This window comes from Salinisphaera sp. SWV1 (assembly GCF_052044155.1).
Taxonomy (GTDB): Bacteria; Pseudomonadota; Gammaproteobacteria; order Nevskiales; family Salinisphaeraceae; genus Salinisphaera.
The window spans coordinates 75,941-92,230 of the sequence record NZ_JBQDYE010000005.1 but is presented as its reverse complement, the minus strand read 5'-3'; the positions used below and the strand labels follow the sequence as shown (position 1 = coordinate 92,230).

The 16,290-nt window shown below is 64.3% G+C and carries 15 protein-coding genes; 4 read left to right on the top strand and 11 right to left on the bottom strand.

Translation table 11 applies throughout. The features are described 5' to 3' along the window. Positions 1-10: 10 nt before the first annotated feature. The 10 genes from ACS8YF_RS03835 to ACS8YF_RS03790 all read right to left on the bottom strand — a co-directional run bounded on the left by ACS8YF_RS03835 (position 11) and on the right by ACS8YF_RS03790 (position 11,457). The gene (locus ACS8YF_RS03835) at positions 11-1,312 is read right to left on the bottom strand and encodes an NAD(P)/FAD-dependent oxidoreductase (RefSeq protein WP_440848898.1); all 1,302 of its coding nucleotides are present in this window, start codon (positions 1,310-1,312) and stop codon (positions 11-13) included. Further along, positions 1,305-2,336 carry a histone deacetylase family protein gene (locus tag ACS8YF_RS03830; protein WP_440848897.1) on the bottom strand — a complete coding sequence of 344 codons (1,032 nt, stop codon included), beginning with the start codon at positions 2,334-2,336 and terminating at the stop codon, positions 1,305-1,307. The genes ACS8YF_RS03835 and ACS8YF_RS03830 overlap by 8 nt, the downstream gene beginning before the upstream one ends. A gap of 88 nt (positions 2,337-2,424) precedes the next feature. Next, positions 2,425-3,789 (bottom strand): glutamine synthetase family protein, encoded by a 1,365-nt coding sequence (locus ACS8YF_RS03825; protein ID WP_440848896.1) that lies wholly within the window; start codon positions 3,787-3,789, stop codon positions 2,425-2,427. A 55-nt stretch (positions 3,790-3,844) separates the two neighbouring features. After that, positions 3,845-4,918 carry an ABC transporter substrate-binding protein gene (locus ACS8YF_RS03820; RefSeq protein ID WP_440848895.1) on the bottom strand — a complete coding sequence of 358 codons (1,074 nt, stop codon included), beginning with the start codon at positions 4,916-4,918 and terminating at the stop codon, positions 3,845-3,847. A gap of 52 nt (positions 4,919-4,970) precedes the next feature. Continuing rightward, entirely contained in the window at positions 4,971-6,152 is a 1,182-nt protein-coding gene (locus tag ACS8YF_RS03815; protein ID WP_440848894.1) for a polyamine ABC transporter substrate-binding protein, read from the bottom strand. Between the two features lie 10 nt (positions 6,153-6,162). Further along, entirely contained in the window at positions 6,163-7,239 is a 1,077-nt protein-coding gene (locus tag ACS8YF_RS03810; RefSeq protein ID WP_440848893.1) for an ABC transporter substrate-binding protein, read from the bottom strand. Between the two features lie 27 nt (positions 7,240-7,266). Beyond that, positions 7,267-8,082, bottom strand: coding sequence for an ABC transporter permease (locus ACS8YF_RS03805; protein WP_440848892.1), 816 nt, complete (start codon positions 8,080-8,082; stop codon positions 7,267-7,269). Further along, complete coding sequence (locus ACS8YF_RS03800) at positions 8,079-9,032, bottom strand: ABC transporter permease (protein ID WP_440848891.1); 954 nt, start codon at positions 9,030-9,032, stop codon at positions 8,079-8,081. Before ACS8YF_RS03800 ends, ACS8YF_RS03805 begins: the two co-directional genes overlap by 4 nt. After that, the gene (locus ACS8YF_RS03795; RefSeq protein ID WP_440848890.1) at positions 9,025-10,149 is read right to left on the bottom strand and encodes an ABC transporter ATP-binding protein; all 1,125 of its coding nucleotides are present in this window, start codon (positions 10,147-10,149) and stop codon (positions 9,025-9,027) included. Before ACS8YF_RS03795 ends, ACS8YF_RS03800 begins: the two co-directional genes overlap by 8 nt. A 12-nt stretch (positions 10,150-10,161) precedes the next feature. Continuing rightward, on the bottom strand, positions 10,162-11,457 hold the full coding sequence (locus ACS8YF_RS03790) for an NAD(P)/FAD-dependent oxidoreductase (protein ID WP_440848889.1): 1,296 nt from the start codon (positions 11,455-11,457) through the stop codon (positions 10,162-10,164). Positions 11,458-11,780: 323 nt separating this feature from the next. Here ACS8YF_RS03790 and ACS8YF_RS03785 point away from each other — a divergent pair, with 323 nt between their 5' ends. Both ACS8YF_RS03785 and ACS8YF_RS03780 read left to right on the top strand, forming a co-directional pair. Then, positions 11,781-13,088, top strand: a complete 1,308-nt coding sequence (locus ACS8YF_RS03785) for an alpha-hydroxy-acid oxidizing protein (RefSeq protein ID WP_440848888.1) — start codon at positions 11,781-11,783, stop codon at positions 13,086-13,088. Then, the gene (locus ACS8YF_RS03780) at positions 13,085-13,390 is read left to right on the top strand and encodes a DUF3301 domain-containing protein (RefSeq protein ID WP_440848887.1); all 306 of its coding nucleotides are present in this window, start codon (positions 13,085-13,087) and stop codon (positions 13,388-13,390) included. Before ACS8YF_RS03785 ends, ACS8YF_RS03780 begins: the two co-directional genes overlap by 4 nt. 8 nt (positions 13,391-13,398) lie before the next feature. Here the strand turns inward: ACS8YF_RS03780 and ACS8YF_RS03775 are convergent, their stop codons facing one another. Beyond that, positions 13,399-13,974, bottom strand: a complete 576-nt coding sequence (locus ACS8YF_RS03775) for a glutathione S-transferase family protein (protein WP_440848886.1) — start codon at positions 13,972-13,974, stop codon at positions 13,399-13,401. Between the two features lie 130 nt (positions 13,975-14,104). On the opposite strand from ACS8YF_RS03775, the gene ACS8YF_RS03770 reads away from it, so the two are divergent. Further along, on the top strand, positions 14,105-14,602 hold the full coding sequence (locus ACS8YF_RS03770; protein WP_440848885.1) for an acyl-CoA thioesterase: 498 nt from the start codon (positions 14,105-14,107) through the stop codon (positions 14,600-14,602). A 70-nt stretch (positions 14,603-14,672) separates the two neighbouring features. Then, positions 14,673-16,289, top strand: coding sequence for a glucan biosynthesis protein (locus ACS8YF_RS03765; protein ID WP_440848884.1), 1,617 nt, complete (start codon positions 14,673-14,675; stop codon positions 16,287-16,289). The last annotated feature ends 1 nt before the right edge of the window (position 16,290 follow it).

Here is a 16,290-nt window from a genome sequence, read left to right as displayed (position 1 = left end):
GAAACGCGTCTCAACGAATGGTTTCGAGCAGCCGATACCAGGTCATGCCGAGCGCCAGCAGCGTGTTGCCGAAGCGCTCGCCGAACGGCACCCGGCCGTGCGGCAGGCCGGCAAAGGCATCGAACCCGGCGGCCTGGCCATCAATCGCATCGGCCAGCACGCGGCCGACGATATGCGACGTGGCCACGCCGTGGCCGGAATAGCCCTGCGCGTAATACACATTGTCGCCCGGCCCCGTGCGACCGAGCATGGGCATGCGATTGGGCACGATGCCGGCCATGCCCTGCCATTGATAATCGATGGCCACGCCCTCAAGCGCCGGGAAGGTCGCTTCCAGCCGTGGCCGCAGATAAGCGGCGATATCCTCGGACTCGCGGCCAGAGTAGTTGGCGCCGCCGCCGAACAACAGCCGACCGTCGGCGGTCAGCCGGTAGTAATCGAGTACGAATCGGGTGTCGTAGACCGCCAGATCCTCGGGATTGATCCGATGTGCGGTCTCGCCGAGCGGCGCGGTGGTGACGATGCCGAGCGCGGCCGGGAACAGCTTGCCGGCCAGATCGCGGCGCGCCAGCTTGTGATAGGCACCGCCGGCCAGCACGACGGTATCCGCCGTGATCGACCCCTGCGCGGTCACCACGCGCGCGGGCGCACCGTGCTGGATGTCGGCCACCGGCGAGCCCTCGAAGAGGGACACGCCCTGATCGGCGGCGGCCCGGGCCTCGCCGCGCACGAGATTCAGCGGGTGCAGATGCAGATTCGCGTCGTTGCGCAGCGCGCCGTGGTAGAGCGGCGTATCGAGCAGCCCGCGCAATTCGTCTTTTTCGATCCAGCGCACCCGATCGCCCATGCCACGGGCGCGGGCGGCTTCGAGGTCGGCCTTGAGCGCCGCCACGTGCCCCGGCTGCCAGGCCGCCTGCAGATGCCCGTGCTTGAGATCGCAGGTGATACCGTAAAATTGGACGCGTTCCTCGATGAGGCGCTGGCCGCGCCAGCGCAGATCCCAGACGAAGGCCTCGACGTCGCCGCCCGGCACATCGCGCAGGTGTTTCTTCAGCCCGGCCTCGCCCGACAGGCTGCCGGTGACCTGGCCGCCGTTGCGTCCGGATGCGCCCCAGCCGATGCGGTTGGCCTCGACCAGTGCCACCGAGTGGCCGCGCTCGGCCAGTTCGAGCGCGGTCGCCACGCCGGTGAAACCACCGCCGACAATGGCCACATCCACGCGCAGGTCCCCGGCCAGTGCCGGATACTCGCCCGGCTCGGTGATCGAGGCGGCGTAATAGGACGTGGGGTACGCCCCTGCCCGCTCAGGCATGGTCGAAGCCGGACAATACATTGACGACGTTGACGCCAATTTCCGCCACCGCATACCCGCCTTCCATCAGAAACAGCGTGGGCCGGTTCATGCCGGCCAGACGGCGACCGTAGTCGGTGAAATCGTCGGAACCGAGTTTGAAGCGGCCGATGGGATCGCCTGCGAAGGTATCCACGCCCAGTGACACGATGACCAGATCGGGGTCGTATTCGTCGATCCCGCTCATGGCGGCCTCGAGCTCGGCCAGCCAGGCCGCGTAGTCCGCGCCGGGCGGCAGCGTATGGTTGCGATTGTAGCCTTCGCCGGCATCCACCCCCAGTTCGTCGGCGCAGCCGAGATAATGCGGGAATTCATCCAGCGGGTCGCAGTGCAGCGACACAAACAGCACATCGTCGCGGTCGTAGAGAATCTGCTGGGTGCCGTTGCCGTGGTGGTAGTCGACATCCAGGATCGCCACGCGCGCCGCACCCGCCTCGCGTGCCGCCTGGGCGGCGATAGCGGCATTGTTGAAAAAACAGTAGCCGCCGTATTGATCGAATGCGGCATGATGGCCCGGCGGCCGGCAAAGCCCGAAGGCGGCCTCGCCGGTAGCCTGCACATGATCGAGGGCGGTCAGCGCGATATCCACGCTCGCCCGGGCCGCTTCCCAGGTGCCGGCCTCGATCGCGGTCTCGGCCGCCAGCGCGTAATAGCCGAGCCTGCCGTCGATGTGGCGGGGCACGAAATCGGCCCGGGTGCGGCGCGTCGGCCAGACCGAGGCGATGGCCTCGCCGGTATGGCCGGCGGCCCGCCAGTCGGCCCAGGCATTTTCAAGGAAATCGATGTACGCCGGATCGTGCACCGCCGCGATTGGCTCCAGGCCGTGCATGGTGGCGCCGCGGATCGCGCCGAGTCCGACCGTTCGGATGCGCTCGGCGATCATGTCGACCCGCTCGGGGCATTCCAGCGGCGCGATCAGCCGCCCGCCGGCCAGTTCGGTGGCCGAACGCCGATTCTGCGTACGATTGTCATGAAACGTCAGCATGCCGCAGGGCTCCATTGAAATCGGCGGCCGGATGGCCGCCGTGGATTCGTGACCCGGCCCGTGACACCGCCGCGGGCCGCCGGGCGCGTCAGACGCGCAGCAGCAGGTACTCCCGCTCCCAGGAACTGATCACCTTGAAATGCGCGATCTCCTCGGTGCGCTTGACCGCCAGATAGGTATCGATGAAGCGCTCGCCGAGCAACGTCTTGAGCGGCATGCAGTCGGCCAGGGCTTCCAGCGCCCGGCCCATGTCGGACGGCAGGCGATGGCCCCTGGCATGGGCCGAATCGGCCACCGGCGCACGCGGCTCGAGCTTGTCGCGAATGCCGAGATAACCACAGGCCAGTGACGCGGCGATGGCGAGATACGGATTCACGTCGGCTCCGGCGATACGGTTTTCCACGCGCTTGCCGCGACGCCCCGAATGCGGCACGCGCAGACCGACGGTGCGGTTGTCGTAGCCCCATTCGGTGTTGATCGGCGCCGAGCCATTGGACAGATCCGGCATCAGGCGCCGATAGCTGTTCACGTTCGGCGCCAGCAGCGCCAGCGCGGGCGGCAGATAAGTCTGCATGCCGGCAATGAATTGATAGAACAGCGCGGTCGGCTCGCCGGCTTCATCGGCGAACGCGTTCTCGCCGCTGGCCACGTCGACCAGGCTCTGATGAATATGCATCGAGCTGCCGGGTTCGTCCGCCATCGGCTTGGCCATGAACGTGCCGTACATGCCGTGCGCCAGTGCCACCTCGCGCAGGGTGCGCTTGAACAGGAACGCCTGGTCGGCCAGATCGAGCGGATCGCCATGCTCGAAATTGATCTCCATCTGGCCCGATCCTTCTTCGTGGATCAGGGTGTCGATGTCGAGCGACTCGGCCTCGCAGTAGTCGTACATGTCCTCGAACAGCGGATCGAACTCGTTGACCGCGTCGATGCTGTAGGCGCGACGCGATATCTCGCGCCGGCCCGAGCGGCCGGCCGGCGGCTGCAGGGGGTAATCGGCATCGGTGTTGCGCTGGACGAGATAGAACTCCATTTCCGGCGCGATCACCGGCCGCAGGCCGAGCTTTTCGTACAGCGCAAGCACCCGGCGCAGCACGTAGCGCGGGCTGACCAGCACCGGCTCGCCGTTGAGATAGCTGCATTCGTGGATGATCTGCGCCGTCGGCTCGCGTGCCCAGGGCACCAGGCGACAGGTCGACAGATCAGCGTCGAGCTGCATGTCCAGCTCGGCCGGATCGACGATTTCCTCGTCGTCTTCCGGATAATCGCCGGTCGCGGTCTGGATGAAGATGGAATCGGGCAAGCGCGGACGCTCGCCGTTGAGATAGCGGGCCGCCGGCATGATCTTGCCCTTGGCCTCGCCGGTGATGTCCGGCACCAGGCATTCGACCTCGCTGATGCGATTGGTGTTGAACCATTCGCGGATCTGCGGATCGCTCGTATCCTCGCTCATAAATCTCCCGGGTTTGCAGAATCCGGGCCGGCGCGACGCCGGCCCGGGACCAGACCTACCGCGACTGCACTTCCGTCCACAGCTGCTGGACAAACTGCAGGTTGTCGCCTTCGATCGCCGGCGTGAAATGCAGACGCTTCATCTGCGCATCGGTCGGCATGACCGGCGGCTCGGTCAGCGACTTGTCGAGATAAGGCTTGGACGCCTTGTTCGGGCTGGCATAGGCATTCCAGTTCGACAGCTCGGCGCCGATCTTGGCCTTGAGGATGAAGTTGATGAACTCGTTGGCCAGTTTCGGATGCGGTGCGTGGGCCGGAATCGCCATGTTGTCCACCCAGAGCTCGGCCCCTTCCTTGGGCACCACGAACTTGATGTTCTTGAAGCCTTTCGGGTTCTGGCTCTTGTCGAAGGCATAGTCGCCGTTATAGGCCATGCCGGCGGCCACGTTGCCGCGCGCGAGCTGCTTGAGGGTCGGCGTGGCATCCTGGAAGCCACTGAAGTTGGAGCGCTTCTTGGTTTTCAGGATGAGTTTGGCCGCCTTGGTCCACTTGTCGCGGCCCTGGCAATCGTACGGGTAGCCGAGATAGGCGCAGGCCGAGCCGAACATCACCTGGGCGTCGGTCCCGATCTCGAACGGGTATTTAGAATTCGCTTTCGGATCGAACAGGATCGACCAGCTGGCCGGCTGCTGGCCGAGCGTCTTCACGTTGTAGGCAATACCGGTGTCGCCCCACTGGTAAGCCGCGGTGTACTTGCCCTTGGGATCGTAACTGGTGTCCTTGAACCGCGACATCAGATTGTCGTAATTCGGGATCAGCTTCTTGTCCAGCGGCTGGATCAACCCGGTATGAATCAGGCGCGGCACGTAGTAGTTCGACGGCACCACGATGTCGTACTGCGAGTCACCGCCGGCGCGCAGCTTGGCGAACATCTCGGGCTGCGAGTTGTAATAGCTTTGTACCACCTTGACGTGATACTTCGCCTCGAATTGCTTGATGATCTTCGGATTCATGTACTGCGACCAGTTGAAGATGTACAACGTGTCGCTGTTGGCGGCGAACGCCGGCAGCGCGAAGGCGGCGACGGCGGCGGCCGCAATCAGTCGGGTCAGGGGTCGGAGTTTTCTCATCATCGGGTCCTCGTGCTGCTTGTTGGCGGGTGTTTCGGATCAGGGTAGTGAACTAGCGCGATTGAACCTCGCTCCAGAGTTGCTGGACGAACTGTAGCGAATCGCCCTTGAGCGCGGGCGTGTAGTGCAGACGCTTCATCTGGGTGGCGGTCGGCTGGCTCGGCGGGCGCTTGAGCGCCGGCTTCAGGTAAGGCTGGGCCGCCTTGTTCGGGCTGGCATACCAGGTGAAGTTCGACAGCGTCGCGCCGTTCCGACCATCGAGTATGAAGTTGATGAACTTGTTGGCGAGTTTGGCGTGCGGCGCCTTGTCCGGGATCGCCATGGTATCGACCCAGAGCTCGGCGCCCTCCTTGGGCACGACAAACTTCAGGTGCTTGTAGGACCGCGGATTGTTCGCCCTGTCCTGGAGGTAATCGCCGTTGAAGCTCACCCCCGCGGCCACGCTGCCGCGCGCGAGCTGGCGCAATACCGGCGTGCCATCCACGAAACCGGAAAAATTCGGGCGTCTCTTGGTTTTCAGCAACAGCTTCGCGGCCTGCTTCCAGTTGTCGCGGCCGGTGCAGGCATAGCCATGGCCCTGATAGGCGCAAGCCGCTCCGGTCATGACCTGGGCATCGGTACCCATGGCAAACGGATACTTCGAGTTCGCCGCCGGATCGAACAGGATCGACCAGCTCGGCGGCAGATTTCCCAGTTTTGCGGTGTTATAGACAATGCCGGTATCCCCCCACTGGTAAGCCGCCGTGTACCGGCCCGTCGGGTCGTAGGCCGGCTTGCGGAAACGCGGCATCAAATTGTCGAAGTTCGGGATCTCGGCCTTGTCGAGCGGCTGGATCAGGCCGCTCGCGATCAATCGCGGAACATAGTAGTTCGAAGCCACGATCACGTCGTATTGGGCATCGCCCCCGGCGCGCAGCTTGGCGAACATTTCCGGATTGGATTCGTAGAAATTCTGCACCACCTTGACGTGGTACCTGGCCTCGAATGCCTGGATCAGCGTCGGGCTGATGTAATCGGACCAGTTGAACAACACCAGCTTGTCGCCGTAAGGCGCAGCCTGGGCGCTACCCAGACCGGCCAGGGCCAGCAGCAGTACCGGGGCCAGTCGTTTGAGGCCGCGCCGGCCAACGCTGGCGGCCAGCGCAGACACGCGCAGGGTCCTGGATTCATTCATGTCGGCTACCACTTCGGCGGCTGTGTGGTTCAGCTGCGGCCTGCTGATCGTATATGGCATGGCATCGCCCCTAGCGTGACCGGATCTCGGTCCATAGCTGTTGGACGAATTGCAGATCATGGCCGCGGATCGACGGCGTGAACCTGAGCACCTTCATCTCGGCGGGCGTGGGCATGATCGGCGGCTTCGACAGTGCGGCATCCAGATACGGCTTGGAGGCCCGGTTCGGGCTGGCGTAGTAATTGAAATTCGAAAGCTGCGCCCCGCGCCTGGCATCCAGCACGAAGTTGATGAACTCGTTGGCGAGTTTCGGATGCGGTGCACGCGCCGGAATCGCCATGTTATCCACCCACAGCTCGGCGCCTTCGGCGGGTACCACGAACGTGGTGTTTTTCAGCCCCTGCGGATTGTCGTGTTTCGCCGAGACATAATCACCGTTATAGGTGAGCGCCGCATCCACCGTGCCCCGGGCGAGTTGCTGGAGCACCGGCACGCCGTCACGAAAACCGTTGAAATTGGGGCGCTGCTTGGTCTTGAGCACCAGTTGCGCCGCCTGCTTCCAGTCGTCGTCGCCGCGGCAGGCATAACCGTGGCCCTGGTAGGCGCAGGCCGCGCCCAGCATGACCTGGGCATCGGTCATCATCGCGAAGGGATACTGCGGATTGTGCTTGGCATCGAACAGGATCGACCAGCTGGCCGGCTGTTTACCCAGCTTCTTTGTGTTGTAGACGACGCCCGTGTCGCCCCATTGATAGGCAGCGACGTACTTGCCCTCGGGATCGTAGGGTGGCTTTCTGAACCGCGGCATCAAGTTGTCGTAGTTCGGAATCAGCCTCTTGTCGAGCGGCTGGATCAACCCGGTCGCGATCAGCCGCGGCACGTAGTAATTGGACGGGAAGACCACGTCGTACTGCGAGTCGCCGCCGGCCCGCAGCTTGGCGAACAACTCCGGATTGGAGTGATAGAAGTTGCGCACGATCCTGACGTGATACTGCTGCTCGAAGGCCGTGAGGATCTTCGGGCTCATGTACTGCGACCAGTTGTACAGATACAACGTCTTCGCCGGTTCGGCGCTCGCCGCGGTGGCCAACGCCAACCCCAGGACCAGCCCAGCGGCCAGCCCGATCCCGTGACGCCGTTTTTTCATGACATGCCCCCATCCCCTGGTTGAAAACTAGTCACTGACCCGCGGCCGCGCCAGCCGTACGTACTGAAAAGCCAGCGCGATCGCGGCCGCTGCGAACACCGCACCGATCATCAACGTGGCAATGGCGTTGACCTCCGGCGTCACGCCCTTCTTGATCGCACTCCAGATGAAGATCGGCAGCGTGGTGCTTTCCGGCCCGGAGGTGAAGAAACTGATCACGAAATCGTCGATCGAAAGCGTGAAGGCCAGGAAGAAGGCCGACACGATCGCCGGGCGCAGCGTCGGCAGAATGAAGTACCAGGCCCGCTGCCAGCCGTTGGCGTACAGATCGTGGCAGGCCTCGAACAGCATCGAGTCGAGGCCGACCAGCCGGGAGTAGATCAGCAGCGCCACGAACGGCACCTGGAAACTCACATGAGCGATCACCATCGTGCCCAGCCCCAGGTTGAACAGGCCGGTGGCGTTGCTGATGGAGGTAAAGAAGCTCATCTGCGAAATGCCGTAGACGATGTCGGGCATCACGATCGGCAGATAGACCAGCCAGATCAGCCAGCCCAGCCGGCGATGGCGATAGGTGTACATGCCATAACCCAGCAGCGTGCCGATCACCGTGGCGATGGTCGAGGAGGTGATGGCCAGTGTCAGGCTGTTGTAGAAGGCATTGAGAATCGTTTCATCGGAGAACAACGCGGCGTACCAGCGCAGCGATATCCCCGCGAACACCGCGGACGAGTTGATGCTGTTGAACGAATACAGGGCGACCACGGCCAGTGGTGCGTAAAGAAAGAACAGCATCACGTACCAGAAGGCCTGCAGCCCGCGATTGAATCCGCGCGCACTCATAGCACCACCTGCGAATCACCGCCGAGTTTCTTGCCCATGCGACGCAGCACCAGCAGGCCGACCAGCGTGGCGATGATCATGATCAACGCACCCGCCGCGCCCAGCGGCCAGTTCGAGGCTGCCGCGAACTGCCGGGCCACCAGGTTGCCGAGCATCATTGACTTGCCGCCGCCGAGCAGTTCGGGGATGACGTACATGCCGAACGCCGGAATCGAGACCAGCACGGTGCCGGCCAGCAGCCCGGGCAGTGTCTGCGGCAGCACGGCGTGGATGAAGGTCCGGATCGGCCCCGCGCGCAGATCGCGTGCGGCGTCGATCTGCGCATAGTCGAGTTTCTCGAACACCGCGTACAGCGGCAGCACCATGAACGGCAGGAAGTTGTAAACCAGGCCGATCACGACCGCGAACTTGGACGGAAACAGCCCCATCTGCGGCGAGATCAGCCCCAGGGACGCCGCCAGGTTGCTCACCGGCGACCCCGGCGAGAGGATGTTCATCCAGCCGATCGCGCGGATGACCTGATTGGTCCAGGACGGCACGACCACCGTCAGCAACATGAGCGGGCGCATCCGGGCCGGCGCGCGGGTGATGTAATAGGCCACCGGATAGGCCATGGCGATCACCAGTCCGGTCGACAGCACGGTCTGCCAGATCGAACGGATCAGGGTATAGAGGTTGCCCGGCGACCAACCCAGGAAACCGAAGCCCGCCAACTCCTTGAAGGCTTCCAGGGTCAGCGGCATTCGTGGCAGGCCGTAGGTGCCATTGGTCATGAACGCGATCGTCATCAGATAGGCGCTGGGCAGCACCAGAAAAACGACGATCCAGATCACGCCGGGCGAGACGACCGCGATCAGGTGGCCGGTATGACGCGGCTCGCGGCGTTTGGGCGATTCGCTGCCCCGGGTCGCGAACGCGCCCAGGGTCCGTGTGTCTTTCGTTCTAGGCATGGAAGGTGACCACCCCCGAGGTCTGCACCGACACCGCCACGCGCGTGCCGACGTCGAACATCGGCTCGCCGATGTTGTTGCAGGTCACGACAAGCTCGGTGCCCTCGGCCACGGTGAGACAGTATTCGGCCACATGGCCGCGGTAGACCCGTTCGGCCACCTCGGCGAAAAACACGTTGGCCTCGGACGACGCCTGTTCGGCGCGCTCCACCCGCATGGTCTCCGGTCGAATCAGGACGTGACTGCCGCGCGCGAAGTCGCCCACCAGGCGGCCGAAGCATACATCCAGCCCGGATTCATCCTGTTGGCGAATCTCGAACAGATTCTGGTGACCCATGAAACGGGCCACGAACAGGTTTTCCGGGTGTTCGTAGAGCGTCTGCGGCGGCCCGACCTGCTGGATGTGACCATCGTTGAGCACCGCCACCCGGTCACTCATCACCATCGCTTCCTGCTGATCGTGGGTCACGAACACGAAGGTCATGCCCAGCCGCCGCTGGATCCGCATCAGCTCGAGCTGCAGTTCGCCGCGCAGGCCGGCGTCCAGCGCCGACAACGGCTCGTCGAGCAGCAGCACATCGGGCTCGTTGACCAGCGCGCGGGCGAGTGCGATGCGCTGGCGCTGGCCGCCCGACAGCTGATCGACCCGGCGACCCAGAAGCTCGCCGATCTTGATGAACTCGGCGGTTTCGGCTACGCGCTTTTTGATCTCGGCCTTGTCCATGCCCCGCATCTTCAGCCCGAAGCCGATGTTCTCGCGCACATTGAGGTGATTGAACAGCGCGTAGGACTGAAACACCGTATTCACGTTGCGCTTGTGTGCCGGCACGTCGGTGACCGAGGCGCCCCCGATCTCGACCTCGCCGTCGGTGGCGCTCTCCAGCCCCGCGATGATGCGAAGCAACGTCGTCTTGCCACAGCCGGATGGTCCGAGCAGCGTGAAGAACTCACCGCCGCTGATCTTGAGATTGATCCCGCGCAGCGCGATCGAATCCGCCGCGAACTGCTTGGTCAGACCGTGCAACTCGATCGATGAGCCACTGCGATCGGTGGCCGGGTTCTGCTGGGTCGTCGGCTCGGAGATTGCCGGTGCCGCAGCTGTCGACTGCCCTGTCATATCCGCCCTCATTTAGAGTAGATCCCGCATACGGTAGAAATTGGTGGCCAGCACCAGCAGCGGCGTACGCAGACGCTCGCCTCCCGGAAACCGGCGATGCGTGAGTCGGGTATAGAGATCAAAACGCTCGGACTGCCCGGCCACGGCCTCGCCGATCAGCTGCCCCGCCAATCCCGCAAGCGCCATGCCATGGCCGGAATAGCCTTGCGCATAGAACACGTTGTCGCCGATGCGTCCGAAATGCGGGGCGCGATTGCGGGTGACGCCGACCAATCCGCCCCAGCTGTAGTCGATGCCAATATTCTGCAGCGCCGGAAACAGACGGCCGAGCTTGGTCTGCATGCGCTCATTGAGCCGCTTGGGCGGCTTCTTGCCGTAACTGACCTGACCGCCGTAGAGCATGCGCGGGCCATCCGCGGGCGCCGCGGACAATTGGTAGTAATCGAGCACGAAATTGGCATCCGAAACCGCGTCGTCGCCCGGCAGCGTCTCGGCCACCTGGGCCGGGAACAACGGCTCGGTCGCGATGATGTAGTTGCCCACCGGCATCAGATGGCCCGACAGCTCGGGCGCGACATCGGCCGCCAGATAGGCGTTGCCGCCCAGCACCACATGGCCGGCGGTCAGCGCGCCCTCGGGCGTATGCACGATCGGCGTCCTGCCATGCACGATGCGCTCGACCGGCGATTGCTCGTAGAGCGTCACACCGGCCTGCTGGGCCGCGCGCGCCAGGCCCAGCACATAATTCAACGGATGCAGGTGCCAGGATTCGGCGTCGTACAGCCCGCCGATGTAAGACGGGCAACGTACGTGCGCGTTGAGCGCATCGCGATCGAGCAGGGTCAGGCCGTCATAGTCGTAGACCTGCCGCATGTGCTTCTGTTCAGCCGCGAAGCCCTTCATGTGACGCGGCTTGAGCGCGGCATAGACCGCGCCATCGCGCAGATCGCAGTCAATGTCGTGGCGCCGGATACGATCGACCGTCAGCCTGACCGCCTCGCGCGACATCTCGAACACCCGGCGGGCATCGTCGGCCCCCAGCGCATTGGCGAATGTCGACATGCCGGTACCGAAGCCAGTCAGAATCTGGCCACCGGAGCGGCCCGACGCCCCCCAGCCGATACGGTTGGCCTCGACCAGCGCGACCGAATAACCCCGCTCGGCCAGATGGAGCGCCGCCGAACAGCCCGTCACGCCCCCGCCCACGACGGCCACGTCGACACGGCGCGAGCCGGTCAACGACGTCGGGGGCGACGCCAGCGTGATACGCCGGCTGTCGCGATAGTAGCTGTCAACGTAGTCGCTCATGGAGATCTTTATTTGTGATCACAATCCAAACATGCCGCAATTGATGCCCGTCTGTCGAATCGCGCGATCGCGGTGCAAACATCGCTGCAATCGACAGAAGACGGCCCGCCCAGGATGCATCAGCAAGCCCTGGGCCAAGTCTCACAAGGCCTCGCGCCGGCCGATTCGGCTCCAGAAGAGCGCTCACCAGGCAAGATTTGCACAGTTATAGCGCATTCAGCGTCGTTTTGTGATCACAAAAAGGTCATAGGCCGCGCCAAATGGCCGTTGGCGCCCGCAGCGGCTCACTCTATGCTGAAGCAGGAAACGACACGAGTTGACGCATGGCCGCCTACGACCAATTGACAGCCCGCACCGGCACGAATAATCGCCAACAAGCGATTTATTCCGCAGGCCTCGCCGGGCGCCGGCCGGCGATTCCGGTCGAGCCGGGCGCGCTCGCCGCTGCGGCCGGGCGGCGCATGGCGCGGGCCGCGTACGCCTATATCGCTGGCGGCGCTTCAGCGGAAACCACCGTGGCGGCGAACCGGAGCGCGTTCGACGCGTGGCGGATCGTACCGCGCATGCTCACCGACATCTCGTGCCGCGACACCGGGGTTTCATTATTCGGCCGACGTTACCCGCATCCGTTCATGCTGGCACCGATCGGCGCGCTGGAACTGGCGCACCGCGACGCCGATGTGGGCGCGGCGCGCGCGGCAGCCGCCGCCGGTATCCCGGCGATCCTGTCGAGTCAGGCCAGCCGGCCGATGGAAGCCTGTGCCACGGCCATGGACGCGACCGCCCCCGGCGCGCCGCGCTGGTTCCAGCTGTACTGGCCGAAATCCGATGCGTTGGCCGAATCGCTGATCGGCCGCGCCGAGGCCTGTGGCTGCGAAGCACTGGTGGTCACGCTGGATACGCCGCTGCTGGGTTGGCGCCCGCGCGATCTCGATCTCGGCCACCTGCCGTTCCTGCGCGGGCAGGGCCTGGCCCAGTACACCCACGACCCGGTGTTCCAGGCCATGCTGGCCGAATCAGCCGCCGATACCGATCAGCCGCCGATCACGCCGAGACTGCTGGCCAATGTCCTGGCCAGCGCGCGGCATTATCCGGGCTCGACCTGGCGCGCGTTGCGCAGCGGCCGCGGCCTGGCCGCGGTACGCCAGTTCGTGGCCACCTACTCACGCCCGGACCTGAGCTGGTCCGACCTGGCCTGGCTGCGCGAACACACCCGCTTGCCGATTCTGCTCAAGGGCATACTCTCGACCGACGATGCACGCCGGGCTGTCGAGGCCGGCATCGATGGCCTGATCGTGTCCAATCACGGCGGCCGGCAGGTCGATGGCGCCATCGCCAGCCTGGACGCGCTGGCCGCCATCCGCGGCGCCGCGCCCGATCTGACGCTGGTGCTGGATTCGGGCGTGCGCACCGGCGCCGACATCGTCAAGGCCCTGGCGCTGGGCGCGGACGCGGTTGCGATCGGCCGGCCGTATGCCTATGCGCTGGCACTGGCGGGCACGGGCGGAGTCGCGGAGTGGATCGCCAACACCGCGGCCGATTTCGAGCTCACCATGGCCCTGTCCGGCGCGCGCTCGGTGGACGATATCCGCTCGGGCGCGGTCACGCTGCAGACGCCGAGGCAGGCATGATCGATCTGGCGCCGTGGCTGATCGGGCTGGCGATCGTCGCGCTGGTATGGTGGCGCCAGATGGGCGCGCGCGCGACGGCCCGGCGCGCAGCCCAGAACGCCTGCGCCGAAGCGGAGGTGACCTTCATCGACGAACTGGCCTTCAAGCGTATCGGCCTGACCCGCGACAGCCAGGGCAGCTGGCGTCTGACCCGCCGCTACGGCTTCGAGTTCTATCGCCGCGGTGACCGTCGCTATTCGGGCACGGTCGAGATGTTCGGCCAGCAGGTCCGACATGTCTACATGGGCCCGCGCCCGTTATGAATGGACGCTCAGACGGCCTGGCGCGGATCGGTCGCGGCAACGCCCGGTTGCCCGCCATGACGCTCGCACACCGCGGCCAGCGCGCGGTGGCCGGACATATCATGGAGTTCGCGGAAGACCACCCAGTCGAGCATGCAGTACACACAGATCGCCGGATAGCGCCAATGATCGAACGCACCGTCGGCGGCCGCCGTCTCCAGCCAGTCGAGGCAGGTCCGGATACGCTCCCGGTGCCGGTTGTAGATCATCGCATCCTGGCTTGGATCGAGTCCGGAACGCGCGGCCAGGAGCAAGGCCACGAAGGCGTCGTTGGCGCCGTCGATCACGGTCAGTTGATTCTCCTGGCGCCAGCTTAGCGGGGCCTGCCCCCGCTGCGCCGCCAGATAACGCTGGATGACCCGCGAGTCGAACAACGTCGTCTCGCCATCGATCAGCGTCGGAATCTTCAGTGTCGGATTATGGCGCGCCAGCTCGGCCTGGTCGGCGCCGTAGATCGCCAGATCGCGAAATTCGTAGTCGACGTCGACCAGCAGCAGCCGGGTGCGACGCACATAGGGGGAAGTGACGGATCCGAACAGTTGCATGGACATCGCGGTGGCAAATCGTCGCACCAGTGTACCCCCGCCCGGGCCGGGTCACTCGCCTGGCCCGGGCGAGTCGCGTTGCCCGCGGCAGGCGATTAAACTCAACCCGAATTCTCCAAGCCCGCATTCGATGTCAACCCACGAAATCACGCTACGCTTTCTCGCCGAGCCTTCCGATGTGAATTTCGGCGGCAATGTCTTCGGCGGCAGTGTCATGAAATGGATCGACCATGCCGGTTATACCTGCGCCGCAAACTGGTCGCACAGCTACTGCGTCACGGCCTATGTCGGCGGCATTCGGTTCCTCAAGCCGATCCGGGTCGGCGATCTGGTCGAGCTCAAGGCCGAGTTGATGCATACCGGCAACACCAGCATGCATATTTCGGTGAGCGTCTATGCACGCGACCCGAAATCCGACGATGCCCGCTTTACCACGCACTGCATTCTGGTGTTCGTCGCAGTTGACGGTGAAGGCCGGCCGACGAAGGTGCCGACCTTCACCCCGGATACGCCGCAGGCCCGCCGGCTCAACGACTATGCCCGCAAGATGATCGACCTGCGCCAGCGCATGCAGGACGAAGCGGCCGATTTCCTGGACGAGATGGAAGCCCATGCGCACGACGACTGATTCGAAACCGCCAGGGGAACCCACGACGCGGCGATCTGTCTGTTCCGGGAAGCATTCATAAGGCGAGCCCATGCAACGACGCACCCTGCTCAAGGCGTCTCTGGCGCTGACATCGCTCGGGCTGCCGGCGATCCCGGCCTTTGCCAAATCACCGATTGAGAGCGGTCCGGGCCAGCCATTTTCCTTCCACTGGCTCAAGAGCAAGGCGCAGAAGATGTCGCGCTCGGCCTATCAGTCGCCAGCGGAAACACTGCCCGACACGCTCGCCAGCCTGGCGCCATTGAAGTATCAAAAGATCGTGTACGACTGGCACGACGCGCTGTGGTCGTCGGATCCCAAGGTCGCCCTGCGGGTGCATTTCTTCCATGTCGGCATGCATTTCAGTACGCCGGTGCGCATGCACGACATCGACCCGGATACCGGCAGGGCGCATCGCATTCCCTTCAAGCCGGAATTGTTCAACTACGATCACAGCGGCGTGGATCCGACCCAGCTGGAAGGCCATAACCTGGGATTCGCCGGCTGGCGGCTGGCGGTCAAACCGTGGGGCGCGTACGTAAACGAGGTGGCGTCGTTTCTGGGCGCGAGTTATTTTCGCGCGATCGACAAGGACAAGCAGTACGGCTTGTCGGCGCGCGGACTGGCAATCGATACCGACGAGCCCGGTGGCGAGGAATTTCCGGATTTCACCCAGTTCTGGTTCCAACGGCCCAAGGATGGCTCCGAACAGGTGACCGTCTATGCCCTGCTGGATTCACCGAGCGCGACCGGGGCCTATCGCTTCAACATAGACGCCGGCAACGCCCAGGGCGTGATCATGGATATTTCGGCACATGTCTATACGCGCAAGGCGATCAAGCGCCTGGGTATCGCGCCGATGACCAGCATGTATCTCAAGGGCACCGCCCAGGAAACCGCCCGCGATACGATCTATCCGCTCATGCACGACTCGGACCGGCTGTCGATGTGGCGCGGCAACGGTGAATGGATCTGCCGCCCCCTCTACAACCCGCCGACGATCCAGTTCAACACCTTCATGGACGAAAATCCGCGCGGTTTCGGCCTGGTCCAGCGCGATCACGATTTCAACGATTATCGCGACCCGGTCACCTGGTATAACCGCCGGCCGAGCCTGTGGCTCAAACCCACGAACAAATGGGGCAAGGGCCAGATCGCGCTCATGGAAATGCCCACGGTCGGCGAAACCGTGGACAACATCGTGGCGTTCTGGATTCCGGAAAAACCCGTCACCGCCGGCCGGCATCTGCACTATGACTACACGCTGTACTGGTGGCCCGAACCGCCCGTATCGCCCTCCCTGGCCATTGTGGACAAGACCTGGTCGGGCATGGGCAATGTCCAGGAAGGCTGGATTCCGGGCAACAGGTCGCCCGACCGGTACGCCCGCCGCTTTGCCGTGGACTTCGTCGGCTCGCCGCTGGACAAGCTGCCGGACGACGCCAATGTGACGGTCAATGTATCGGCCTCCAACGGCAAGATCAGTTATACCTCGACCCACGTCATGAAGCCGATCAACGGCTATCGGGCCGTATTCGACTGGATGCCCACGAGCGACGCCACCACCCCGGTCACGCTCCGGGCCTATCTGGTCAACGGCAGTCAGACGCTGACCGAAACCTGGCTGTACCAGTGGGTGCCGCCGGCGCCGCAGGATCGTCATTATTAGG

Bases quoted from the DNA above. Each gene is read 5' to 3' on its own strand.
- ACS8YF_RS03805 (WP_440848892.1), bottom strand. From the start codon at position 8,082: ATGAGTGCGCGCGGATTCAATCGCGGGCTGCAGGCCTTCTGGTACGTG.
- ACS8YF_RS03785 (WP_440848888.1), top strand. From the start codon at position 11,781: ATGGCCGCCTACGACCAATTGACAGCCCGCACCGGCACGAATAATCGC.
- ACS8YF_RS03770 (WP_440848885.1), top strand. From the start codon at position 14,105: ATGTCAACCCACGAAATCACGCTACGCTTTCTCGCCGAGCCTTCCGAT.
- ACS8YF_RS03790 (WP_440848889.1), bottom strand. From the start codon at position 11,457: ATGAGCGACTACGTTGACAGCTACTATCGCGACAGCCGGCGTATCACG.
- ACS8YF_RS03815 (WP_440848894.1), bottom strand. From the start codon at position 6,152: ATGCCATATACGATCAGCAGGCCGCAGCTGAACCACACAGCCGCCGAA.
- ACS8YF_RS03795 (WP_440848890.1), bottom strand. From the start codon at position 10,149: ATGACAGGGCAGTCGACAGCTGCGGCACCGGCAATCTCCGAGCCGACG.
- ACS8YF_RS03820 (WP_440848895.1), bottom strand. From the start codon at position 4,918: ATGAGAAAACTCCGACCCCTGACCCGACTGATTGCGGCCGCCGCCGTC.
- ACS8YF_RS03810 (WP_440848893.1), bottom strand. From the start codon at position 7,239: ATGAAAAAACGGCGTCACGGGATCGGGCTGGCCGCTGGGCTGGTCCTG.
- ACS8YF_RS03765 (WP_440848884.1), top strand. From the start codon at position 14,673: ATGCAACGACGCACCCTGCTCAAGGCGTCTCTGGCGCTGACATCGCTC.
- ACS8YF_RS03830 (WP_440848897.1), bottom strand. From the start codon at position 2,336: ATGCTGACGTTTCATGACAATCGTACGCAGAATCGGCGTTCGGCCACC.
- ACS8YF_RS03835 (WP_440848898.1), bottom strand. From the start codon at position 1,312: ATGCCTGAGCGGGCAGGGGCGTACCCCACGTCCTATTACGCCGCCTCG.
- ACS8YF_RS03800 (WP_440848891.1), bottom strand. From the start codon at position 9,032: ATGCCTAGAACGAAAGACACACGGACCCTGGGCGCGTTCGCGACCCGG.
- ACS8YF_RS03775 (WP_440848886.1), bottom strand. From the start codon at position 13,974: ATGCAACTGTTCGGATCCGTCACTTCCCCCTATGTGCGTCGCACCCGG.
- ACS8YF_RS03780 (WP_440848887.1), top strand. From the start codon at position 13,085: ATGATCGATCTGGCGCCGTGGCTGATCGGGCTGGCGATCGTCGCGCTG.
- ACS8YF_RS03825 (WP_440848896.1), bottom strand. From the start codon at position 3,789: ATGAGCGAGGATACGAGCGATCCGCAGATCCGCGAATGGTTCAACACC.